This is a genomic window from Methylorubrum podarium, from assembly GCF_040270385.1.
Classification (GTDB): Bacteria; Pseudomonadota; Alphaproteobacteria; order Rhizobiales; family Beijerinckiaceae; genus Methylobacterium; species Methylobacterium podarium.
In genome coordinates, this window is record NZ_JBELQE010000124.1 from 15,097 (window position 1) to 33,012 (window position 17,916).

The 17,916-nt window shown below is 66.3% G+C and carries 5 protein-coding genes and 2 pseudogenes; 2 read left to right on the forward strand and 5 right to left on the reverse strand.

Going from position 1 to position 17,916, the window contains the following annotated elements; translation table 11 throughout:
• Positions 1-41: 41 nt before the first annotated feature.
• Positions 42-812, forward strand: a pseudogene (locus tag ABS772_RS23470) (IS630 family transposase); the annotation flags it as partial.
• 115 nt (positions 813-927) lie between these two features.
• Positions 928-1,032 (forward strand): annotated as a pseudogene (locus tag ABS772_RS23475) (IS5/IS1182 family transposase); the annotation flags it as partial.
• Positions 1,033-1,117: 85 nt separating this feature from the next.
• Here ABS772_RS23475 and ABS772_RS23480 read toward each other — a convergent pair.
• From ABS772_RS23480 to ABS772_RS23500, 5 genes are all read right to left on the reverse strand, one after another.
• Positions 1,118-1,417 (reverse strand): hypothetical protein, encoded by a 300-nt coding sequence (locus ABS772_RS23480; protein WP_350397100.1) that lies wholly within the window; start codon positions 1,415-1,417, stop codon positions 1,118-1,120.
• A gap of 242 nt (positions 1,418-1,659) precedes the next feature.
• Positions 1,660-2,127, reverse strand: coding sequence for a hypothetical protein (locus ABS772_RS23485; RefSeq protein WP_350397101.1), 468 nt, complete (start codon positions 2,125-2,127; stop codon positions 1,660-1,662).
• Between the two features lie 56 nt (positions 2,128-2,183).
• Entirely contained in the window at positions 2,184-2,843 is a 660-nt protein-coding gene (locus ABS772_RS23490) for a hypothetical protein (RefSeq protein WP_350397103.1), read from the reverse strand.
• A gap of 4 nt (positions 2,844-2,847) precedes the next feature.
• Positions 2,848-8,751, reverse strand: a complete 5,904-nt coding sequence (locus tag ABS772_RS23495; RefSeq protein ID WP_350397105.1) for a hypothetical protein — start codon at positions 8,749-8,751, stop codon at positions 2,848-2,850.
• Complete coding sequence (locus ABS772_RS23500; RefSeq protein WP_350397106.1) at positions 8,748-17,804, reverse strand: hypothetical protein; 9,057 nt, start codon at positions 17,802-17,804, stop codon at positions 8,748-8,750. The genes ABS772_RS23495 and ABS772_RS23500 overlap by 4 nt, the downstream gene beginning before the upstream one ends.
• Positions 17,805-17,916 lie beyond the last annotated feature (112 nt).

Consider the following 17,916-nt stretch of genomic DNA (forward strand, 5'->3'; position numbering starts at 1 on the left):
GGAGGATTCACGGGCGCACGGCGATGTGCGAGTCTATGCGGATGGCACAGACTGTCTGTGTGCTCCTTGATGAGGCGATCAAGGCGCGGCTGACCGGGATCGCCGACGACCGTGCGCGTCCGCTCAAGCACATCCTGCGCGCCCGGATTGTGTTGCTGTCGGACGAACGCCTGTTGGTGCAGGAGAGATCGCGCGGCAGGCTGGCGTGAGCCGTCCTGCGGTCTGGCGTTAGCAGCAGCCCTACGGCGAGGAAGGCGTCGAGGGGCTGCTGCACGACAAGACCCGGCCGCCCGGCAAGGAACCGCTGCCTGCCGGGACCGTCGCCCAGGTCCTGGCCCTAACCTGCTCCGAGCCGCCCGGCGAGGTCACCCACTGGACTGGGCGTGCGGTCGCCAGCGCGACCGGGATCTCGCTGCGCTCGATGCAACGGATCTGGCGGGCCAACCGCCTCCAGCCGCACCGAATCCGCACCTTCAAGCGCCCGAACGACCCCGCCTTTACCGAGAAGGTGGAGGATGTGGTTGGCCTCTATATGGACCAGCCGACCCATGCAGTGGTGCTCTCACTCGACGAACAAGAGGCAGATCCAGGCTCTGGAGCGTACGCGCCCCGATTTGCCGCTCGCCCCCGGACATCCGGCTGCCCAAACCCACGATTACACGCGGCACGGCACCACGACGCTGTTTGCCGCCCTCGACGTTCTCCATGGTACAGTGATCGGCCGCTGCATGCAGCAGCATCGACACGGTGAGTTCATCCACTTCCTCAACGCCGTCGAAGCAAATGTGCCGGACGACAAGTGTCCACATCGGCGTTCCAGGGTGAGCGTCAGACACTCTCCCAACGCTGACGATACTCGCCGCTCACACCGAAACAGGCGCCGCAAGTCTCTTATGAAACGGGGTCTTAGACTTCGACACCGTTTACAATCGACGCCTGGCAAAAGACTTTGAAGATTGCTTCGAAAGCATAAAGGCATGGAGCGCTTTGGCCAGCGTCAGGCTCATTACACGACAACTCGCCAGACCATGAGAGACTTTCCAGCCAGATTCACAGGAAGAGTTTCGAAGGGGAGCGTCGGCTGGCCCATTTTCAGTGAAAGGGCGGCCGGGACCGGTTACCACTTCTTGCAATCGGACTCGTCGTCATATTCGCCTTGGCGACACGCCTGCTTGGCCGCCGTCTCGTTGATCGTCTTCCCCTTCACGCAGATCGTCGTCTTCTTGCCGTCGGCAGCTACGGCCTCAAACTTCCAATCCGCAGCGGCTCCGCCGACGCGTTTCTGTAGTACTTTGCATTCCTTGTACTCTGCTCGCGCAAGCGAGAGTCCCAGCGACGTCGTTGCAATGACAATCGAAATCTCCAGTGATCCAAGTAGACGTCCGGAGAGACTTGAAGAGCGCGCTGCGAATCTCATTTTCATCCTAGTCCAAACTCGGAGTATGGAAGGCGAAAGAGCCCTTGCGAATGCAGTGCAGTTGAGGGACCCTAACCTAGCGTCGGATGTTCAACAATGCAAGTCTGCCGTCTTCGAGGTGTTGCAAGCAGTCTGACGCGGTCATCGGAGGGGGGGTGGGACTAATTAGGCTTATCTCTGTAAAACGTTACGCATATTGGAAAGTTCTCTAACTTTTTTCGGCAAGCCTGGACAAAATTTAATTAACAGGGCTTGTCCTTATCGCACCGGATCGCGCGTGAAGCATTAACGTCGTCCTCGCGATCGTAGTCAGACATCTTGTCGTAGCTTGGCTCCCCGCAGCAACTGAAGGCACGTCTCGCATTGTAGATCCAGAACCTACTTAGCTCCCCAGCCTTTACTTTGACCGTCACGTTTTTTTGATTCTCGGCCGACCAGGGCACGGTTTCCTTGGCGTTGTTGTTTTGAACGACGAGGATCGTGAAGATATCGGGTGAACGCGTCACCCGAGCCACACATTGCGGCCCGCGGTACAAGAGCGCGACCAGACGCACTGGGTATTCGCGTGCGAGCACCGCCTTCTTCTTGGCGAGCAGGGCGTCCGTACGTGGATCGTCCGTGCAGAAATCGGGTCCACAAGCGCAGGCTGCCATGGCGGGCGCAGTCTGAATGGCCGTCGCCGCAAGCAGGAGCACGGCCGCAATTCTCATGATGACCATCCATGCTGAATTGGTTTGGCTAGCTCACGCTTGGAACTGTTTGGCCCTCAGTTCGTGTCGATCAGCCTCTGAACGTAGGCCATCGGCACGTCGGTCGCGCCTCGGTCCGGCACCTTCAGCCCGCGGGACTTGAGGGTCTGCGCGACCTCGATCAGGAAGCTCATGCAGTCCTGGCTGCCGAGCCGGTAGGCCTGAAAAACGGTTCCCTCGGTGGTCGTCAGCCCCATCTTTACAAGCGGATCGGCCGCAAGCGCCCGAGCTCTCCGGTAGTCGTCTTGGTTCACTTGGACGTCCAAGCAGTTTTGCTTGACGCTCGTGTAGAGCTCCTCCTTGAGGAGGCCGGAGACCGCGCCGCCGAAATAGGACCATACCACGCCTCCGATGGCTGCCCCGGGCGGGACTGTGTGGCCGATCGCCAGGAAGTCGCGGTCGCCATCGACCTTCTTGTGACTATAGGACACGAAGGCGTGGCCCGGCTTGCCGGAGGGGTCGGGAGATGGACGGCCGCAGAAGGCGACGTTGAATACACCTGCCGGATCGGTCTTGTTGCTGAGGTCTATCGTCTTACCGCGTGCCGGGGCTGCAAAGGCGACCAGAAGCCCGACGGCTACGGCTGCGACGCGCCGCGTCGGCGCAAGCTTCCTGGGTCGAGAGCGATCAAGGCTCGAGGATGTCGCTCGGTTGTCGAAAAAGGTGGCCTCGGGCATACGGTCAGCTCTCCCCATGAACTAACAGGAAAGTTGGCTTCTCGACTACAGGCGTGTGCGGGAGTTTGGGCGCGTCCTGCCGCGGAATAGCGATCCGAGCCGCGAAGCGTGGCCCTGAAGGAACGAGGCGATCCTTGTCCTCGGCCTTGGCTGGGTCGAACGGTTCCTCCGGGTAGGTGCCCGGCCGCATCAAGTTCACCTCGGTTACGACGGCCGCGTAGGTTGCTCCTTGCTCGGCGGGGGACTGCGGGTCCTCGTCGAGATCGAAGGTCGCTTCCCACCAGAGCCCGGCCCCGTCCTGCTTCGGGCGGACCGCCTCCTCGGCACGCTCCCGAGCCTGTCGATCCGGCTCGGACGGGATTGCGGAGGTGTCGGTGCGCAGCGGCAGCCGATCTCGGCGTGCACCTTCCCCGACCTTCGGCGCGGCGAGCCTCGCGACCGTCTCGATCCCGTCGGCCGAGCGCCGGTAGACAACTATTGTCATGAAGGGCCCGTGCTCCATCGCTGCCGCCGAGGCGTCCTCCCTCGTCGTGGCTCCACCGCGGGTCGGGGCGGGAAGGTGAGAGCCGGCGCCCTTCACGGATACCGTCACGCGCCGCCCGTTCGGCCGTACCTCGACTTCGCGACGGGGCAGGAGCTGGGCCCACTCGACCGTGGGCTCCGACACCCGCAGCGCGGAGGGGGCGTTGGCTTGGTAACGCACGAGCCCGAGTCGGACGAAGGGCTCGGGCACCTCCAGTGGATCGATGTCGAGGTCGAAATACCAATGCTCGGCATCGACGTCGAAGCGCGGCCGATACGCCAAAAGTGCCACTTCCATGCTGGGAAGGTCCGCGGCTGGGGCGGCCGCAGGCGGCGAGGAAGCGGCCGAGTTGACGGGGGGCGGCGCCGCGGCGGGCTGGAACGAAGCCGCCGGCTCGACCGGCAGCGGCATTCGCACATGCGGTACGTAGATGACCTCGTCCCGCTCGGCTCCCTCCTTCAGGGGCGTCCAAGATCGCCGGTCCGCCCGGCCGCGGGGCTGCCCGTACGCCCCGAAAGACACGTCCCGGAATTGAGTCGGGGAGAGGAGCCAGCCCCGCGGCCGGGCACCCGCCTTGATCGGGTCCGCGCCCCAGCGCGAGACGAAGGCCCCTCCCGGGCCGAGGTCGACGTCCGAGAAACCGCGCAGGTTCATCCGCTCCTGCTCGTCGGCTTCCACGTCATAGCCTCGATGCGCGAGGTCGGTGTTGGCATCGATTCCGCCATCGAGAATTTCGGGGGGCCAGAGCACAATCCCGAGCCGCTCGCCTTCTCCCGAGCTGAACCAGGGACGTCGTGCGCGAAGTCTAAGGCGCGCTGTCCGGACGAGGCGCAGGGTCGGCTGCGTTGAGGCGCCGGTTATGACTGTGCTCTCCGTAGCGAAAGCCGGAACCAGTGACAGCGGGTCGACCTTGGCAGGAGCCTTTGTTGAGGGCAGCGCCACACGGCGTGTCTCGCTCCTCACGACTTGCTGGTCGGCACCGAGCGCCGCGCCCGTCGCGTCCCAGATCAGCGGGGCCGTTTTCGATCCGGCGACGAGTTCGACGGTGAGGATGCGGGCCTTGGTGTCGGGAACCTTGTCGGGATAGGCAATCCCTCGCGTGACACGCTCGACCGGCGGCAGAGGGAGCTTCGGATCAGGGCTGTCCACCTCGCTGTTCACGCGCTCGCGCTGGCGCGCAAGGATGTTGACCGGTCGTAGGCCCGGGGCGGCGTCGACCGTGCCGAAATCCTCAAGCCGGAGCAGATTCGCTTGCTCGGTGGGCAGCTCGACCGTTCCGTCCTCCCGCACCTCGAAGCCGAACATGCTTAAGGGCCGGCGCCAGATCGGCCTCGGTGCGTCCCGCTCGGCGTCGTTCGGCCAGATGCCGCGTGCCCGGTCGTCAGCCGAGCGACCGCGCCGCGGATCGTCAAAGGCGGCCGAGACTAGGGAGGGGCCATTCGCCCGAACTTCGAGGAAGCGGGTCGTGGCAAGATCCATCCAGATCGTACCGCCGAGCACGACGTCGGTGCTGCCTGGGACCGCACGCTCCGTCGACCAGCTTCCGACTAGCTGGAATTCGCCGGTTGCGTTCTCCGCCAGGGTCTTGGACCGCTCCGCGGCATCGAGTCGTTGCAGGGCGAAGCGCGGCGTGAGGTTGGGTTGAGGCGCCCCGGCGACCTCGAAGCTCGGCGGGAGGGCAGGTCTGTTTATCGCGTGTGTGCAACGGATTGTGGTTCGGGCGGCGACCTCGGGCACGACACCCGCCAGCATTCCATCTCTGATAAGGCCTGCGACACACTCGAGGGCGAAGCGCGGCGGCAGTGGCAGCTGCCCGCCGCCGCACCCGACTTCGTCATCACGCTCGTGCCAGTCGGAGCGGCGAGCGCGATTTTCGATGCTGTCCAACTCGCGGCCGAGGAAGTCCGCGACGCCTCCAAGGAACTTTGCCCGGTTCTGGCAGGTCGCGGGCGTCCTGCCAAAAGCATCGGCGACCAGGGCCGCGGATTCGACCACGTCGAACCACTCCACCAGGCTGTCCGGCGACGGGAGGCACCAAGCATCCAGCTGAAAGCTTTCGCCGGGCTCCAGTAGCACGCGTACCCGGGTCGCCTGCACCCGGCCGGAACCGGCCTTCCTCTCGATGGTCTCTCCGGCATCCACGAAGACCGCCGCCGGCTGTCTCTCCAGGCCGGAAAAACCGGTCACGAAGGACTCAGTGCCCAAACCGACGTCGAGCCCTAGGATGCGCTCGTGCGTCGGCTCCTTTTCCGAGCGGGTCAGGGTCGCGACCACGTCGATCACGATCGGGGTCACCTCGGGAAAGGCTACGCCTTTCTGCCTGATCGGGACCACTAGGAACTTGCCGGGCAGATCCCCGCCGTCCGGCCGGCGCAGGCGAAACACCATGAAGTCCGCCGCTGGGTCCGGATAGTAGGCGACCTTCCTATCGTCAGGCTTGATGCCGGCTCCGATCGGTCGGAAGATGGCGTCGCCGGTCGGTTCCGGGTAAGGGCACACCTCGCGACGGTCCGGTCCGGTACGGCACTCGCCCGGGTTCCATTGCGGATAGACCTTGCCGGAGGATGTCTCCTGCGTGCTCCAGATCGGGAAGCCGCCCTTGGGCCGCGTGTCGTAATCCACCGCGCGCAGGCCGCCGGGCGGCTCGCGGCCGGGCTTGGGTTCGAACATGTCGTGTCGGTCGGCGAAGTCGAGTGAGACCGGCGGCGGTACCAAGATGCGATGGGTGGTAAGCCGGCCGAGCGGCGCGTAAGTCGGCGAGGCGCCTGGCTGCGGTTCGCTCGCTTGGCTCCGCACGACGAGCTCGGTAGCGGTCTCCTGAGGCCCGCGGACGTCGCGCTGCAAGATGCTAAGCGAGGTTGCGATCACCGGTCCTTCGATGCGCTCGTGGCGCAGAACGCGTCGGCCTGTGCTGCCGTCCCTGGTCTTCGGGAGCGCGAAGCGGTGGAGATGGCCGTCGTCGTAAAGGGCCGTGGCTTCCTTCAGCGACAACGCGACGCCGCCGGCGAGCTGTGGGCGGACCCCGAACCGATAGGGCCAACCGAAGCGCTGCCGCGGCGGCCGCGGCCGGTCGGGAGTGTCAGGCAGGCTATAGGTCTGTGAGAGCTGGAGAAGGCCGGTCTCGGCGAGGGGAACCTCCCCGCCTTCAAGGTCGACGCCGAGCGGCAACCCGTGCCACTGCGCCACAACTTCCTCGACGAAGGCGGTCGCGGGCGGCAGCGGAGTGTCCTTGCTCTCGCTGACCTTCCCCTCCCCACTTTGCGCGCTGTTCGTCCGTAACCTGGAGGGTAGCGTCAGGACGGCCGAGAACAGCTCTCGGCGCTCAGCCTCGTTAGGGACGAGCGTTGCGATTTCAGCCTCGAAGAGCCTCTTGCCTTCGCGCGCAAAGGCGATGTCGCGATCGACGAGGGATCTCCAGGCCCGCTCCTTGCCCTTCTTTCCCGCGATGTCCATTCCTAGATCGAGCTTCAGGCCGACCGTCAGGTCTTCCACGTCGACGACCTCGTCGCGTGGCCCTGCCTTTTTGGCCTGCTCGCGGCGCTCGCTGCTCGCGACGGCCTGGAACACGGCCTGGCTCTGCCGCCAGCGGTCGACCAAGACGAGACCGGCGCTGACGAGCGTCGTGACCGGCGTGAGCTTCGTCTCGGTCGCGTGCACCTTAGTGACGGTCTGCAGCTCGCCCTCGCTCACGCGCGGGGCGTCGAGCGTCTGCAGGTCGAAGCGCGGGTTGCAGACCCCGCCCTCGGTCCGGGCAGCCCCAAGATCAAGCAGCCCGTCCATCTGGGTCGCGATCGCCCGGTCGAGAACCTGTTTCTGACTCCAGCCGATGGCTCGGGCGTCGAGCTCCTCGCGCGTGCAGGCCCAGAAGTGGGTTGGCTCGCGGTTGCCGTTCAGGCGGATCTTACAGGTGGTCCAGACGAGACGGTCGCACGGGAGACCGACGCGCGCGGTCACGAAGAGGTAGCGGGCCTCGGCCCGACGTCCGCCGCCAACGACCTCGTCTTGAACGCGCGCCGCTTCGACGTCTTTCAGGACTCCATCGTCCAGCGGTATGACTACATCGACGGCGAGGTTGAACAGACGGGCCAAGGCCGGCTGGCTCTGAAGGGCGAAGTAGCGGGCCCGCGCGGCCTCAACGCCTTCGAGGCGCCTCGACCGCTCATGGGGAGATATTTGGTGCTGAGGATCGAGTTCGTCGACGCGGGTCGCGGCCGCGTGCAGGACCCGTAGTCGCTGGAGCGTGCCGTCGAACTCCTTGGGCCGGTCCTTCGCCACGCAGTCGCGGCTCTCGGCCGGGGAAGCGCAGGCGACCCTGATGCGCGTGAGCCCAAGTAGCCCCTTTTCGACCTGCGCGGACGATTTCGCGTTGATGTAGTCACGACGCGCATCAACCTGCGCGTCCGTCCGCGTTCGCTCGCTCTCGACTTCTTGGTTGAGGCGCCGACTGGCCGCGGCGCGCTCCCTCGCGGAGGCGAACCTCTGCCGCTTTCGCGTCTCCTCCAAGCTGAGCTTGGCTACCGCCCCGCCGCCCACCGCTGGCGAGGGCTCCGGACCGGCGTCGGTGGCGGTAGCCTGCGCGTAGCGGACACGCGCCGGCTCGATAACGTCGAGCCACGGAAGGAGAGCCAGTGCGCCGTTCGCTGCCCTGGGCGCACGGGTCCGTAACCGCTCGCCTCGGCGTCCGTCGCGATCGGGCGGAAAGGGGGGCACCACTTTATCAGCCGCCGCGTCGGTCGGGTCGCGAAGCCGTTCTAGGACCGAGCGGCCGCGCTCCAGTGCCAGGAGCAGACCCATCTCGCCACGACCCGTCGGCAATATGTCAGGAACCTGCTTGTCCCCGGTCCCGTCCACTCTCGTTCTCGCAAGCCGCTCGGCCGCCGACTTGGGAACGCTCACACCACCTGGCTTGGTCCCCGTTTCGAGCGCGGCCAAGAGGCTCGCCCAATCCTTGTCGCCGCCCGGTGCGAGGAGGCGAGTCCACATCTCGCCAAGTTCGTTGACCTGCCTCGCACGGGCGTCCCTGCGGCTCCTCGCATCATTGTCGACGGCTGATTGCTTGCGGGCGAAGGCCCGAACTACGGGGCGCCAAGTGCCTCTATTCGGAGTTGGGCGATCAGGCGAGGCGGCGACCTCCCTTACGGCCGAGATCATGACCGCGAGCGCGGATGCGTCCGGCCGGTCCGAGCCGTCGAAGCGGCCGATCAGTTCCTCAATGGCTTGCGGCCAGCGGCTGATGTCGACTTTCTTCCCCCCGCACGCTTCCGCCGGCGGCCCGGTCACGGGCGCGAGCGTCAGGGTGCCGCGGAGCAGCCAAGCATCTCCCGTCCCCTTGGCGACGCCCGCCGGGACGAAGCGGACGCTGACCCCGACCATCCGATCCGTCACTGCCCGGGCCTCCTGCGCGCGCCGACTGGGCGAAGCCTATCGTCGACGTACCGGGCGAAACCCGCCCAATCTCGGCTCTGCGAACACCCATCGACCTTCAAATGCTCGCCCCGTTCTCGCGCCGCCGCGCCGGGCCGGAACGCGAGCGACATGAGCGGGGGGCCGTCATTCGCCTGAAGCGTGCTTGCGGCGTAGCGGATGCGACCGAGCCGTGAGGGCGAGGACCCGCCGTCGGGGCGTTCAAGGGCCGCGCTCTGCTGAGCGCTGCCCATGGTGCGGCCCTCGTTTTTCCTGACCTGGACGCTGAACTCGATATCGTCGATGCCGAGCGAGAACGAGAACGTGTAGGTGGCCTCGCCGTACATCGGGCCTCCGTCGTTCTGGACGAGGCGCACGAGAAGCGAAGTCGAGAAGCCGAAGCAGGCGATGTGGGCCGAACCGCCGACGAAGAAGGTGGCCCCGAGCGAAGTCTTGACGCCCCCTTGTGGGGTTTCCTCCCGGCGCAGGTAGATGCCCATCGTGACGCGGCCGATCCCTTGGAGCGGGCCGAATCCGAAGGCGAGGACGCCCCCATAGTCGAACGAGGCCTCGAAACCCACGATGGAGCGGCTGCTGGCGATCAGGGCGAGGTAGCCGCCGCCGCCAAAGATCGTCGACGAGATCAGGAACGGCGCGTCAGAGCGGCCGATCGAGATGATGAAGCGGGCTTCGCCTCCGGCATCGAAAGGCAGGCGGGCGGCAGCGTTCAGGACGACGTTGGAGAAGCTGAGGGCACCCACCCCGATCACGCCGAGGTTGATCCCATAGCCGGCCTCCAGGCCCGGCCGCTCTGTCAGGAACTTGAGATAAAAGCCTCCTGCCTTAGGCGACAGGAAATCCTGTAGAGGCTGCAGGAATGCCGCCTTCTCGCCCATCACGACTGTATTGAAGCGCACGCGGAAGTCGGGCGAGCGGCCGCTTCCGCCCTGGAAGCTCAGGCCGTGGAACTTGATCCTGACGACGTCGAACGCGTCGCCGAGGAGATTGACAGCAAAGGGGCCGACCTCGCCGGTGACGCTAAACTCAGGCGACTTCAGCTCCCCGGACGGTCCCGGCAGGAGGTGAACGACGGTGCGCGCCTGCAGCGTCAGCCTCGTACCCGGATCAGGCAGGAAGATCGCATCGTCTTTCGGGTAGGCACCGAGCTCGTTGTCGAGGTCGTAGGGGAGCACGACGCGGGCCGGCACGAGGTCGCGGATGCGAGCATCGATCTCGCGCCGGATCGCCTTCAGATCGATTGCCGAGAGCACCAACGAGCGGGCGAAATCGGCATTGATCGAGGCGAATTGACGTACGATCACGGCTAGGCTGGGCTCGGGCGAGCCCTGGCTCCAGGCCTCGATCAGTGGCCTGACCAGGCTCAGCGCTCCGGCGAGCCCTCCGGCTCCGGCCAGCTCGTCCTTGGCTCTCCGGAATACGTCCGCCTCGAATGCGAGCCGGTCGGGGAACTTAGTGCACTCCTTGTAGGGAGATCCCTCGGCGGGCGGGGAAGGGCATGGCGCGAGCAGCAGACTGTCGCCCAGGCGTCCCAAGACGACGGCCAGAATGGACTTGAGCAGCGGGTCTTCGTTCGGCTTTCCTGTACCCTTCAAGGTATTGAGTAGCTTGACCCGCTCGGTCACGAGCGTCGCGAGCCCCTTCGCCAAGGCCTCGACGAGCGGCTGCACAATCGGAAGGAGGCGGCTCTCGAGCGCCGCGAAGGTCGCGCCAGCCCCGACCAAGAGGCGGGCGACGAGCTTGGTTGCCTCGCGCTCGATTCCCTCCTCGACGGTCTTCCGGATGTCATCGACCAAGACCGGCATGCTCTTTACGGCGTTGTCGAGAGCCATGATGGCGTCCTCGAGCTTTGCCTCGTCGGCCGCGGCGGCGATGGTCTCTCGCCATCCCTTGGCGGTGGCGCGAACGGCGGTATCGAGCCTTTCGACTTCTCCGCCTGCCTCCGTCAGCGCCTTGATCACCGCCAGGATGTCCGGTTGCGGATTCTCCTTCGACCCTAGCGCTTCGGCCATAGCTCTCAGCGCGACCACGAGCGCGTCGAGCTTCGCCTTCCGAACGGTGCTATCCGCGAGGTCGCCTTCGCTGCCGTCCTTCCAGGCGGTCGCGACCAGGGTTCCGGCCCTGATGATCCGTGTGGCCGCAAGGCCCGCTCGGGCGAGCGCGTCGGTCACCTTCGCAACCTCGGCCCGAAGCGCGTTCTTCACGTCCTGCTCGGCCTTTTCCTCAACCCCGAGCAGCAGGTCCTTGAGGGCCGGTCGCACGGCCGGGAGGATCTCGACGAGCTTCTTCAGTTCGCCGAGGACCCGCTCGCGCGCCGCTGTGGCGGCGGCCACGGCCCGGGTCGCCTCCTCGGGCAGGACGAGGCACCCCTTCGCCGCATCGCCCGACCAGTTCGCGACCCGCGCCATCTCACCTTCGAGCCGTGCGATGTCGGCCGCGAGCGGACGCATTGCCTCGGCGAGCTTGATCCGGAGCGCCGTCGTATTAGCGATCCTATAGCCCGCCACGCCGGCCTTCTCGAAGGCGCATTCGATGACGTGCAACTGAACGACTGCTCGCAAGCCCGCCTGAGACAGCTCGCCGAGGCTGATCGTGCCCGAGGTTCCCGGTGAGGCCGGGAGCACGCCGCTGCATCCAACCGTGGTCGCTCCGTAGAGCTTGAGATCGTCCGACACCTTCCGGGAGGCCGCGGCGTCCGTGGATGCCGCGGGGGGCAGGAGCGCCCCAAGCAGCGAGGCGAAGCTCTCGACCACCTGCCCGGCGACGCCGCCGCAAGCCGCGTCGGCTGCCTTCAGCCGGCCGACGAACTCGGCGTCGACCAAGATCACGGCCGGCAAGTTCAGAATCTCCACGAGGACAACACGGAGCGTTTCCAAGACCTGAGCAGGGTCGGCCTGGACAGCGTGTTGAATCCTCCTGGCTGCCGTTTCCGCTCGCAGAAGCGCGGCACCAACCTGCCGCAGGTATGGCGTCGCGATCGCCTCCAATCGTGCTTGCGCCTCCTCCTGGACCCGGGCAGCGATGCTCTCAAGCGCCCTCGCGACGGCAAGCTGGTGCTGCTTGGCCTCGAGATCGAGCTCCTCCGCCAACCTTCTCGGCAGGCCGGCAAGGTCGAAGCCGTCCTTCAGGGTCTCCATCAGCGCCTTTCGCAGGGCGTTGTCGACAGCCGCCGCTAGCTCCGCCTGAAGGGCCTGTGCTACCGGTACGTCCGGGAGCGGCAGGGCGAACAAGGCCTGGCGCCACGCCCTCGTGGACGCGTCAACGAGCGTGTCCGTCAGGAGGTCCTTAAGCTTCGCCCCAACGTCGTCCTGCAGATTCTTGAGGATCGCCGGTATTTCTTTGGCGACCTCCTGAATGTCCCTCACGACCCCCTTCAGCTTCGCGACCTGGGCCTCTGACGCGCTGGCCAGGGGATCGCGCAGGATGCGGCCGATCGCGGCGACCAGCGCCCGCCCGGCCTCGTAGACGTTCGCGAGCAGGCCGAAAAAGGTGGCGTCACCCGTGCTCGGCAGCAGCGCTTCCGCGATCGCGTCGCGCAGCGCCGTCAGGCTTGCGCCGATCTGCGGATAGGCCTGGCCCAGACTGAGCGACCGTCCTCCGCCCAGATCGAGGTTGCGAGCCGCGATGTCCCTCCAAGTCGCGTCGACTTGGTCGAGCATGTCCTCGATCGGTTTCAGGACGGTTTGGGTGATGAGCGCGCGTGCCTCCGCGCCGACGCCCTGGGCGGCCGAGGCCCCGTACTCGACGACCTCCTTGAGCTGGGGCTGCTCTTTGAGCAGCCGCTTGCCGACAACCTTGAGGACGTCCGCCAATGGTACGAGGCCGAGCAGCTTGGCGTCGGTCGGAAAGACCTTTTCGGGCGTGGGGTTAGCCGTGTGAGCCGAGATGCTGGGGAGGGAGGTCCGCTGGTCCTCTGTCCCCTTGGTGGTCTCGTCGTCCTTGGGAAGTTCCCCCGGCCCGGCGCCCTCCGCGGCCGTGGCGGGTTTCGCGGCGCCAGGTGCAGCGGACTCGGCCTGGCCAATCGGCCCGGTTGAGCGCGAGATGCCGACGACGTCGAGGTTTGGTTGGCCGACCCCGCCCGAGCGGTCGCCGCTCGCCATTCGCATCTTGATTGGGGCCGGATCGCCGAGGTCAGCATAGCCCGAGATCAGCCGCAGGAAGACTTCGCCGGCCGGTGCAAGCGTCGCGTCACTCCCTTCCTTCTTGGTCTCGCCGAAGCCTTTGGCCACGTAGGAACCGTCGTAAGCGACCGAGGCCCACGTTACGGCCCCGCCCGTGAACCGCTCGACCTGGGTCAGGCGCACGCGCGCCACGTCGATCAGCGGGTAGAAGGCGGGCTGGTCGAGCCCCTCCATGAAAGGGTCGCGATCGAAGCGGCGGTTGTTGACCGAGAACGAGGCGGCCACGAAGCCGGCCTCCTCCGGCGTCGGGTTGTCGGGGTCCTTCGGTGTCGGCGGAACCTGCAGCTTGCCATCCTTGTCCCTCTGCCCAACGCCGCCTCTCTCCCGACCCTCAGCCTTCAGGTCCCAGAGGTCCGTCTCGAAGCTCGTGTCGCCGGGCTTGGCCTCCGGTGCCATGCGTACGGGCTGTCCATTGCGCTTGAGCCGACGCCGAGCGACGTTCTTGGGACTGCCGATCTTCGGTAGCGGATCGAGCGCGTTGTACCAGTCGACAAGCAGACCCATTGTCTTCTCGTCATTGGCGGCAACGTTGTCGACGAACATGAGCGGCAGCGTGACGGGTGCGGATTCAGCGTCCATGAGCATCTGAAAACCGACCTCGGCACCCTGAACGTTGGCGGTCCGCGGCCAGAATATCTGCCCGGTTCTACCCGGGACCTGCAGGATCTTAAGCTCGCCGGCCTCATCGTCCGGGTCAATCAGGTCCGGCGTGCGCCGAGTCAGCATGGTAACCCGCTCACAGGGCCAGCGCCGGCCCTCGTTCGGGTGGTCGTAGGCTGGGAAGGCCTTCACGGGCTCGCCGACCCGCAGGAACTTGCGCTGGATCAGGACCGACACAGGCGGCCCGCCCGGCACGACAGCCTCGAAGCGGCGCTCGGTGATCTTCACCAGCGTTGCCTTGTGTCCGATGGGGAACAGGAAGCCCTTGTAGACGACCTCCACGAGCACATCCCGGCCGAGCACCGTGCGGTGCCGCCAACGCTCGATCGAGAACGCGTCGAAGAGGTTGCGGCCGTAAGGCGAGCCGTCATCGACGCGGGCTGAGGCTGGCGGGGTGAAACTCGTGTCGAGGTTCAGGTTGCCGCCGAGCGCGGTAAGCGCGAGCTCGGTGATCGCCAAAGGTTGCGGTCGGTAGATGGCGCTGTAGTCGCGCGGGGTCGTATCGAACGTTTCCGTGCTTCCACGGCGCTTCGCCGGCGCGTCGTAGCGCATGTTAGATAGGCGGTAGCCGGCCGGCGGGTCGAACTGGCTGCCGCCCAGGATCTCGCCGTTCACGTCGCGGCGGCCAAGCACGGGCAATCCGTGTAGTGACGAGAGCACCACGAGCTCGTGGCGGTCATAGGCGTCGAGCGAGGTGCGGAAGCGGGGCAGTCCCTCCAACCTTTCTGGAGGCTTAGTTCTGACGCCCAGGGAACGAGGCAGCGACCAGGGCGCGAACGGGCCGTGAGGCGGGGCGCCGGGATCGTTGGTCGACAACAGCGCCGCCGGGCGAAAGTCCGGCGACCACACAGCCCTGACGCCCGCTTCCACCCCTTGGCCGGACAGCGTTGCCGACCATAACTCTCTACAGGTCTCAACGAGGTCGCCATCCTCCTTGCGGAAAGCCTTGCGCCTAACCGCGTCGCTCGGGGTCACCCAGGTGCCGTCCTGGGCCGGCGAGAGGAAGAGGCGGAAAGGCAGCTCGATGGCAGTTTGGAACGGGTCGGGGGCCTCGCGAGCCGAGGCCGCCACCTGGGCCAGGCGCTCCTGGGGCGCCCGGCGGCTCGCCCGAAACTGGAACGGCTCTCCCTCCTTCGGCGCGGGCTCGGATGGCCTTCCACCGCGCAGCGTTGTGTCGTCCCAGATCGCGAACCGGTCGCCTGCATCGATGCCCTGGAAGGCGAGAATTTCGGCATCGTCCAAGTTGTAGGTTCGGGCCCAGCGTGGCTGAGCGGGTCCCCGCGCGGGCGCCTCTGGCAGTTTCTCTGCCCGTCGGACGACGGAGAGGTCGAAGCTGCCCCAATCCGTCAGACCCTCCAGCGAGAAGGGAATGCCGCCGCCCGCATGCTCGGCCTGGAAGTCGTCGCAATTGATCCGGAACGCGAGACGGCTCGGACCTGACAGTCGCGCCTCCGTCAGCTCTTCGAAGTCTTCGTGGGGAGCGGTGGCATCCTTTCCGAACCGCTCCGTCCAGTCGGCAACGCGGGCCGGTAGCTTGTCTCGGACCGCCTTGAACCAGGCACGACCGCGATAGGTCGCGTGCTCAGGTTTCCCCTTGGCCTTGAGGTGTTCACGTCGAAACGCGCGTCGGAACTCCGCGTAGTCGCCACTGCGTCTTTCCTTGGCGAGCTCAAGGGCATCGGAAGCAGCCGCATGCTCCGGTTTGGTGGGGTCAATCTCCCCCTTGGAGTCCCTCCCGTCGTTCAGCGCCGCCAGCGCCGCCTGCTTGAGCTCGGCGGACAGCTCGACATCGGGAGCCTCCAGCGCGGCCTCTGCGGCATGCGGACCGAGGATTGCCAGCGCGATGCGGCGCGCGTCAGGGTCGAGGAAGTCCGGCCCCAGATAGATCCGCTGCTCCTTGGGTAGCTTCGCTTCCGTCGTGCGTCTTTTGAAGTCGCGGCGAAGGTCCAAGTGCCTCTGTGCCTGCTTCTTCACCTCCTCCTTGGTACTTTGGAGGTCCGCCATCAGGAGCGCGGTCACCTCCGGATCGAGCCGCTCGCGCGCGGCCTGCCGCTCCTTGCGGTGCTTTCCGGTCGGATCGGCCCCCCGCCGCGGCTTCGGCTCGCGGAGCTTCGCCAAGTCGATCTTGTCTTGGTCGCTTTTCAGGGCATCCGTCAGCCGCGGCAGGTCGATCGTGGGGATCTGGCGAAAGTAGGCGCGCTCGACCACGTGCTGGGGCGGGAATTCAACGGCGAGGACTGGCCGCTCGTCACGCGTCGGGTGGCGCGTGCCGTCCTGCGTTGCCGCAGGGCTGTCCGCCCGGCAGACTGGGCCGCCGCGGCTGGGCAGGATCCGGGCAGGCGGCCGCCTGCTGACTGCTGAAGGGCGCGGAATTTCGAGCAGCAGACCGGAGAAGTGATAGGAAAGCGAGAGCAGGTCCGTCGGGCGCAGCACAGTGAGCTTGGCGCGATCGAGACCGAGATGCGCACCGCGCGAAAGCGCGGCAGGATCGGGCCCAAGTGGCACTACGGCATCCGCCGAAACGGGCACTGCCGCCGCGCCTAGCGCGGGGAGCACGAAGCGGCACTCTGCATCGGCGAAATCGAGACGCGTGACGTGCTCTCCTAGCCTCTCTGTCGCGGCCGGGTCCTGACCGGCCGCGCGCTCCGGCAGCCGCACGCCCGCCGATACCATCGAGAGCGTGGCTTCGAAGTCCTCCAGACGGCGGATCTCTTTCTGCGGATCGATGTCCACGGCCTTGATGACGATTGGCGGAACCCGCGCCGGCAAGGCTGTCCGAGGCGAGACCATCGGGGCGGCGCGCGCCTCCACAGAACCGAACGGCGTGACGAGGACGTGCTCCTTCGTGCTCGGCGTCAGAAGGGCACGGGTCTCTACTCGAGCCGGCCCGGGCCTAGTCGGGTCGCTCGGGCGCTGCTGCCGCGTGATCGTGACGGCGGAGAGATTGAAGACGGTCGGTGGCGCGGTCGGTGCCTTCGGGTCGCCCGACGAGATCTCCAGCCGGGCGAGCGTCCGCAACCCGTCGCGATCGCCGCTCGCCTCCAAGACGAGTCCCGAGACGGTCTCCTCCGGCCGCCCCCAATGCCGCAGCCCTGCCCGAAGATTCTCGGGCTTGAAGGGCACATCTATTGCCAGCGTGGCGCCGACGCGGCCAGCGCCCTCTCCCGCGAAAGCGAGCTCGAAGCGGCTAGGCAGCAGGAACGGGCCGCCCGCCTCCGCGTAGAGCCCAACCGAAGAGGGCGTCTGCAAGCCGCTCTTGGCGTCGGCCCGCTGCCGGGGCGCCTCTTCGGCAAACAAGCGCCGCCGCAGCGTCCACGACGCGGGCGGCGGCGAGCGACCGTGCGCCGCAGTTTGCGTTGGTCCCGGTCCTCCAGCCGGGACGGCGGGTCTGGGGAGCCGCGCCGTTGCCGTCTCGTCGGTGCCGAAATTGCGCTCGATCGTGAGCTTTGCAAAGCGAAGCGGGTAGTCCAAGATGTAGAGGTTTCCAGCGACGCGCCAAGCGAGCGTTCGGTCGAGGCCGAGCACGATCGGACCGTCTGCCTGAACGCGCAATCCGAAGAAGCCGGCGAGTGTCGGTTGCACGAGCGCGGGCGGCAACTCCGCCTCAAGGCAAGGTAGGCCCTCCCCGCCGTCCGGGCCCATGAGAAAGCTGCTGAGCTCGCATCGCGAGATTATCGGACCGTTCCGCACACCGAACCGTCGCGCCGTGTCTGCCTTTGCGGGCCACTTCGAGGTTTCCAGCAGGATCTGCCAAGGACGGAGCGCGCCGACACCCGACCGATCGCGGGTGAATCGGAAGGTCAGTTGATGCGGGGCGGCCTCTCGCCCTGGGAAGGAGGCGTTTTCGACCGTGAGGGTCCAGGCGCTCGCCTCCCAGGTTCGCGGTCTGTCCTCAAGGGCGACGACAGCGCTCTCGCGAAAGAGCCGGAACCTCGCCTTTTCTCCGAAAAGCTTGCAAGCCCAGCGCCACTCCACGCCGCCATAGGAGATGACGATCTTCTCGTGCTGATCATCGGCGAAGAACAGTTGGAGGTCTTCAGTATCAGTGGCCCGCGCGCCTTCGACGAGAAGCGCGCTCCCCATCCCTGCCAGGACAACGCGGCGGGTGAGCTTCGGGCCTGGGACACCCGAGAAGCTCGCCTCCAGGAACTCCCTCGATTCGGGGTCGCGATCCATCGGAAGTTCCTGGGAGGCACACAATCGATATTTCCATCGATCCTGCCATTTTTAGAATGTTTGTCAACTGACTTCGACAGCGTAAGATATTCGTTGATCTGTATCGCATTCT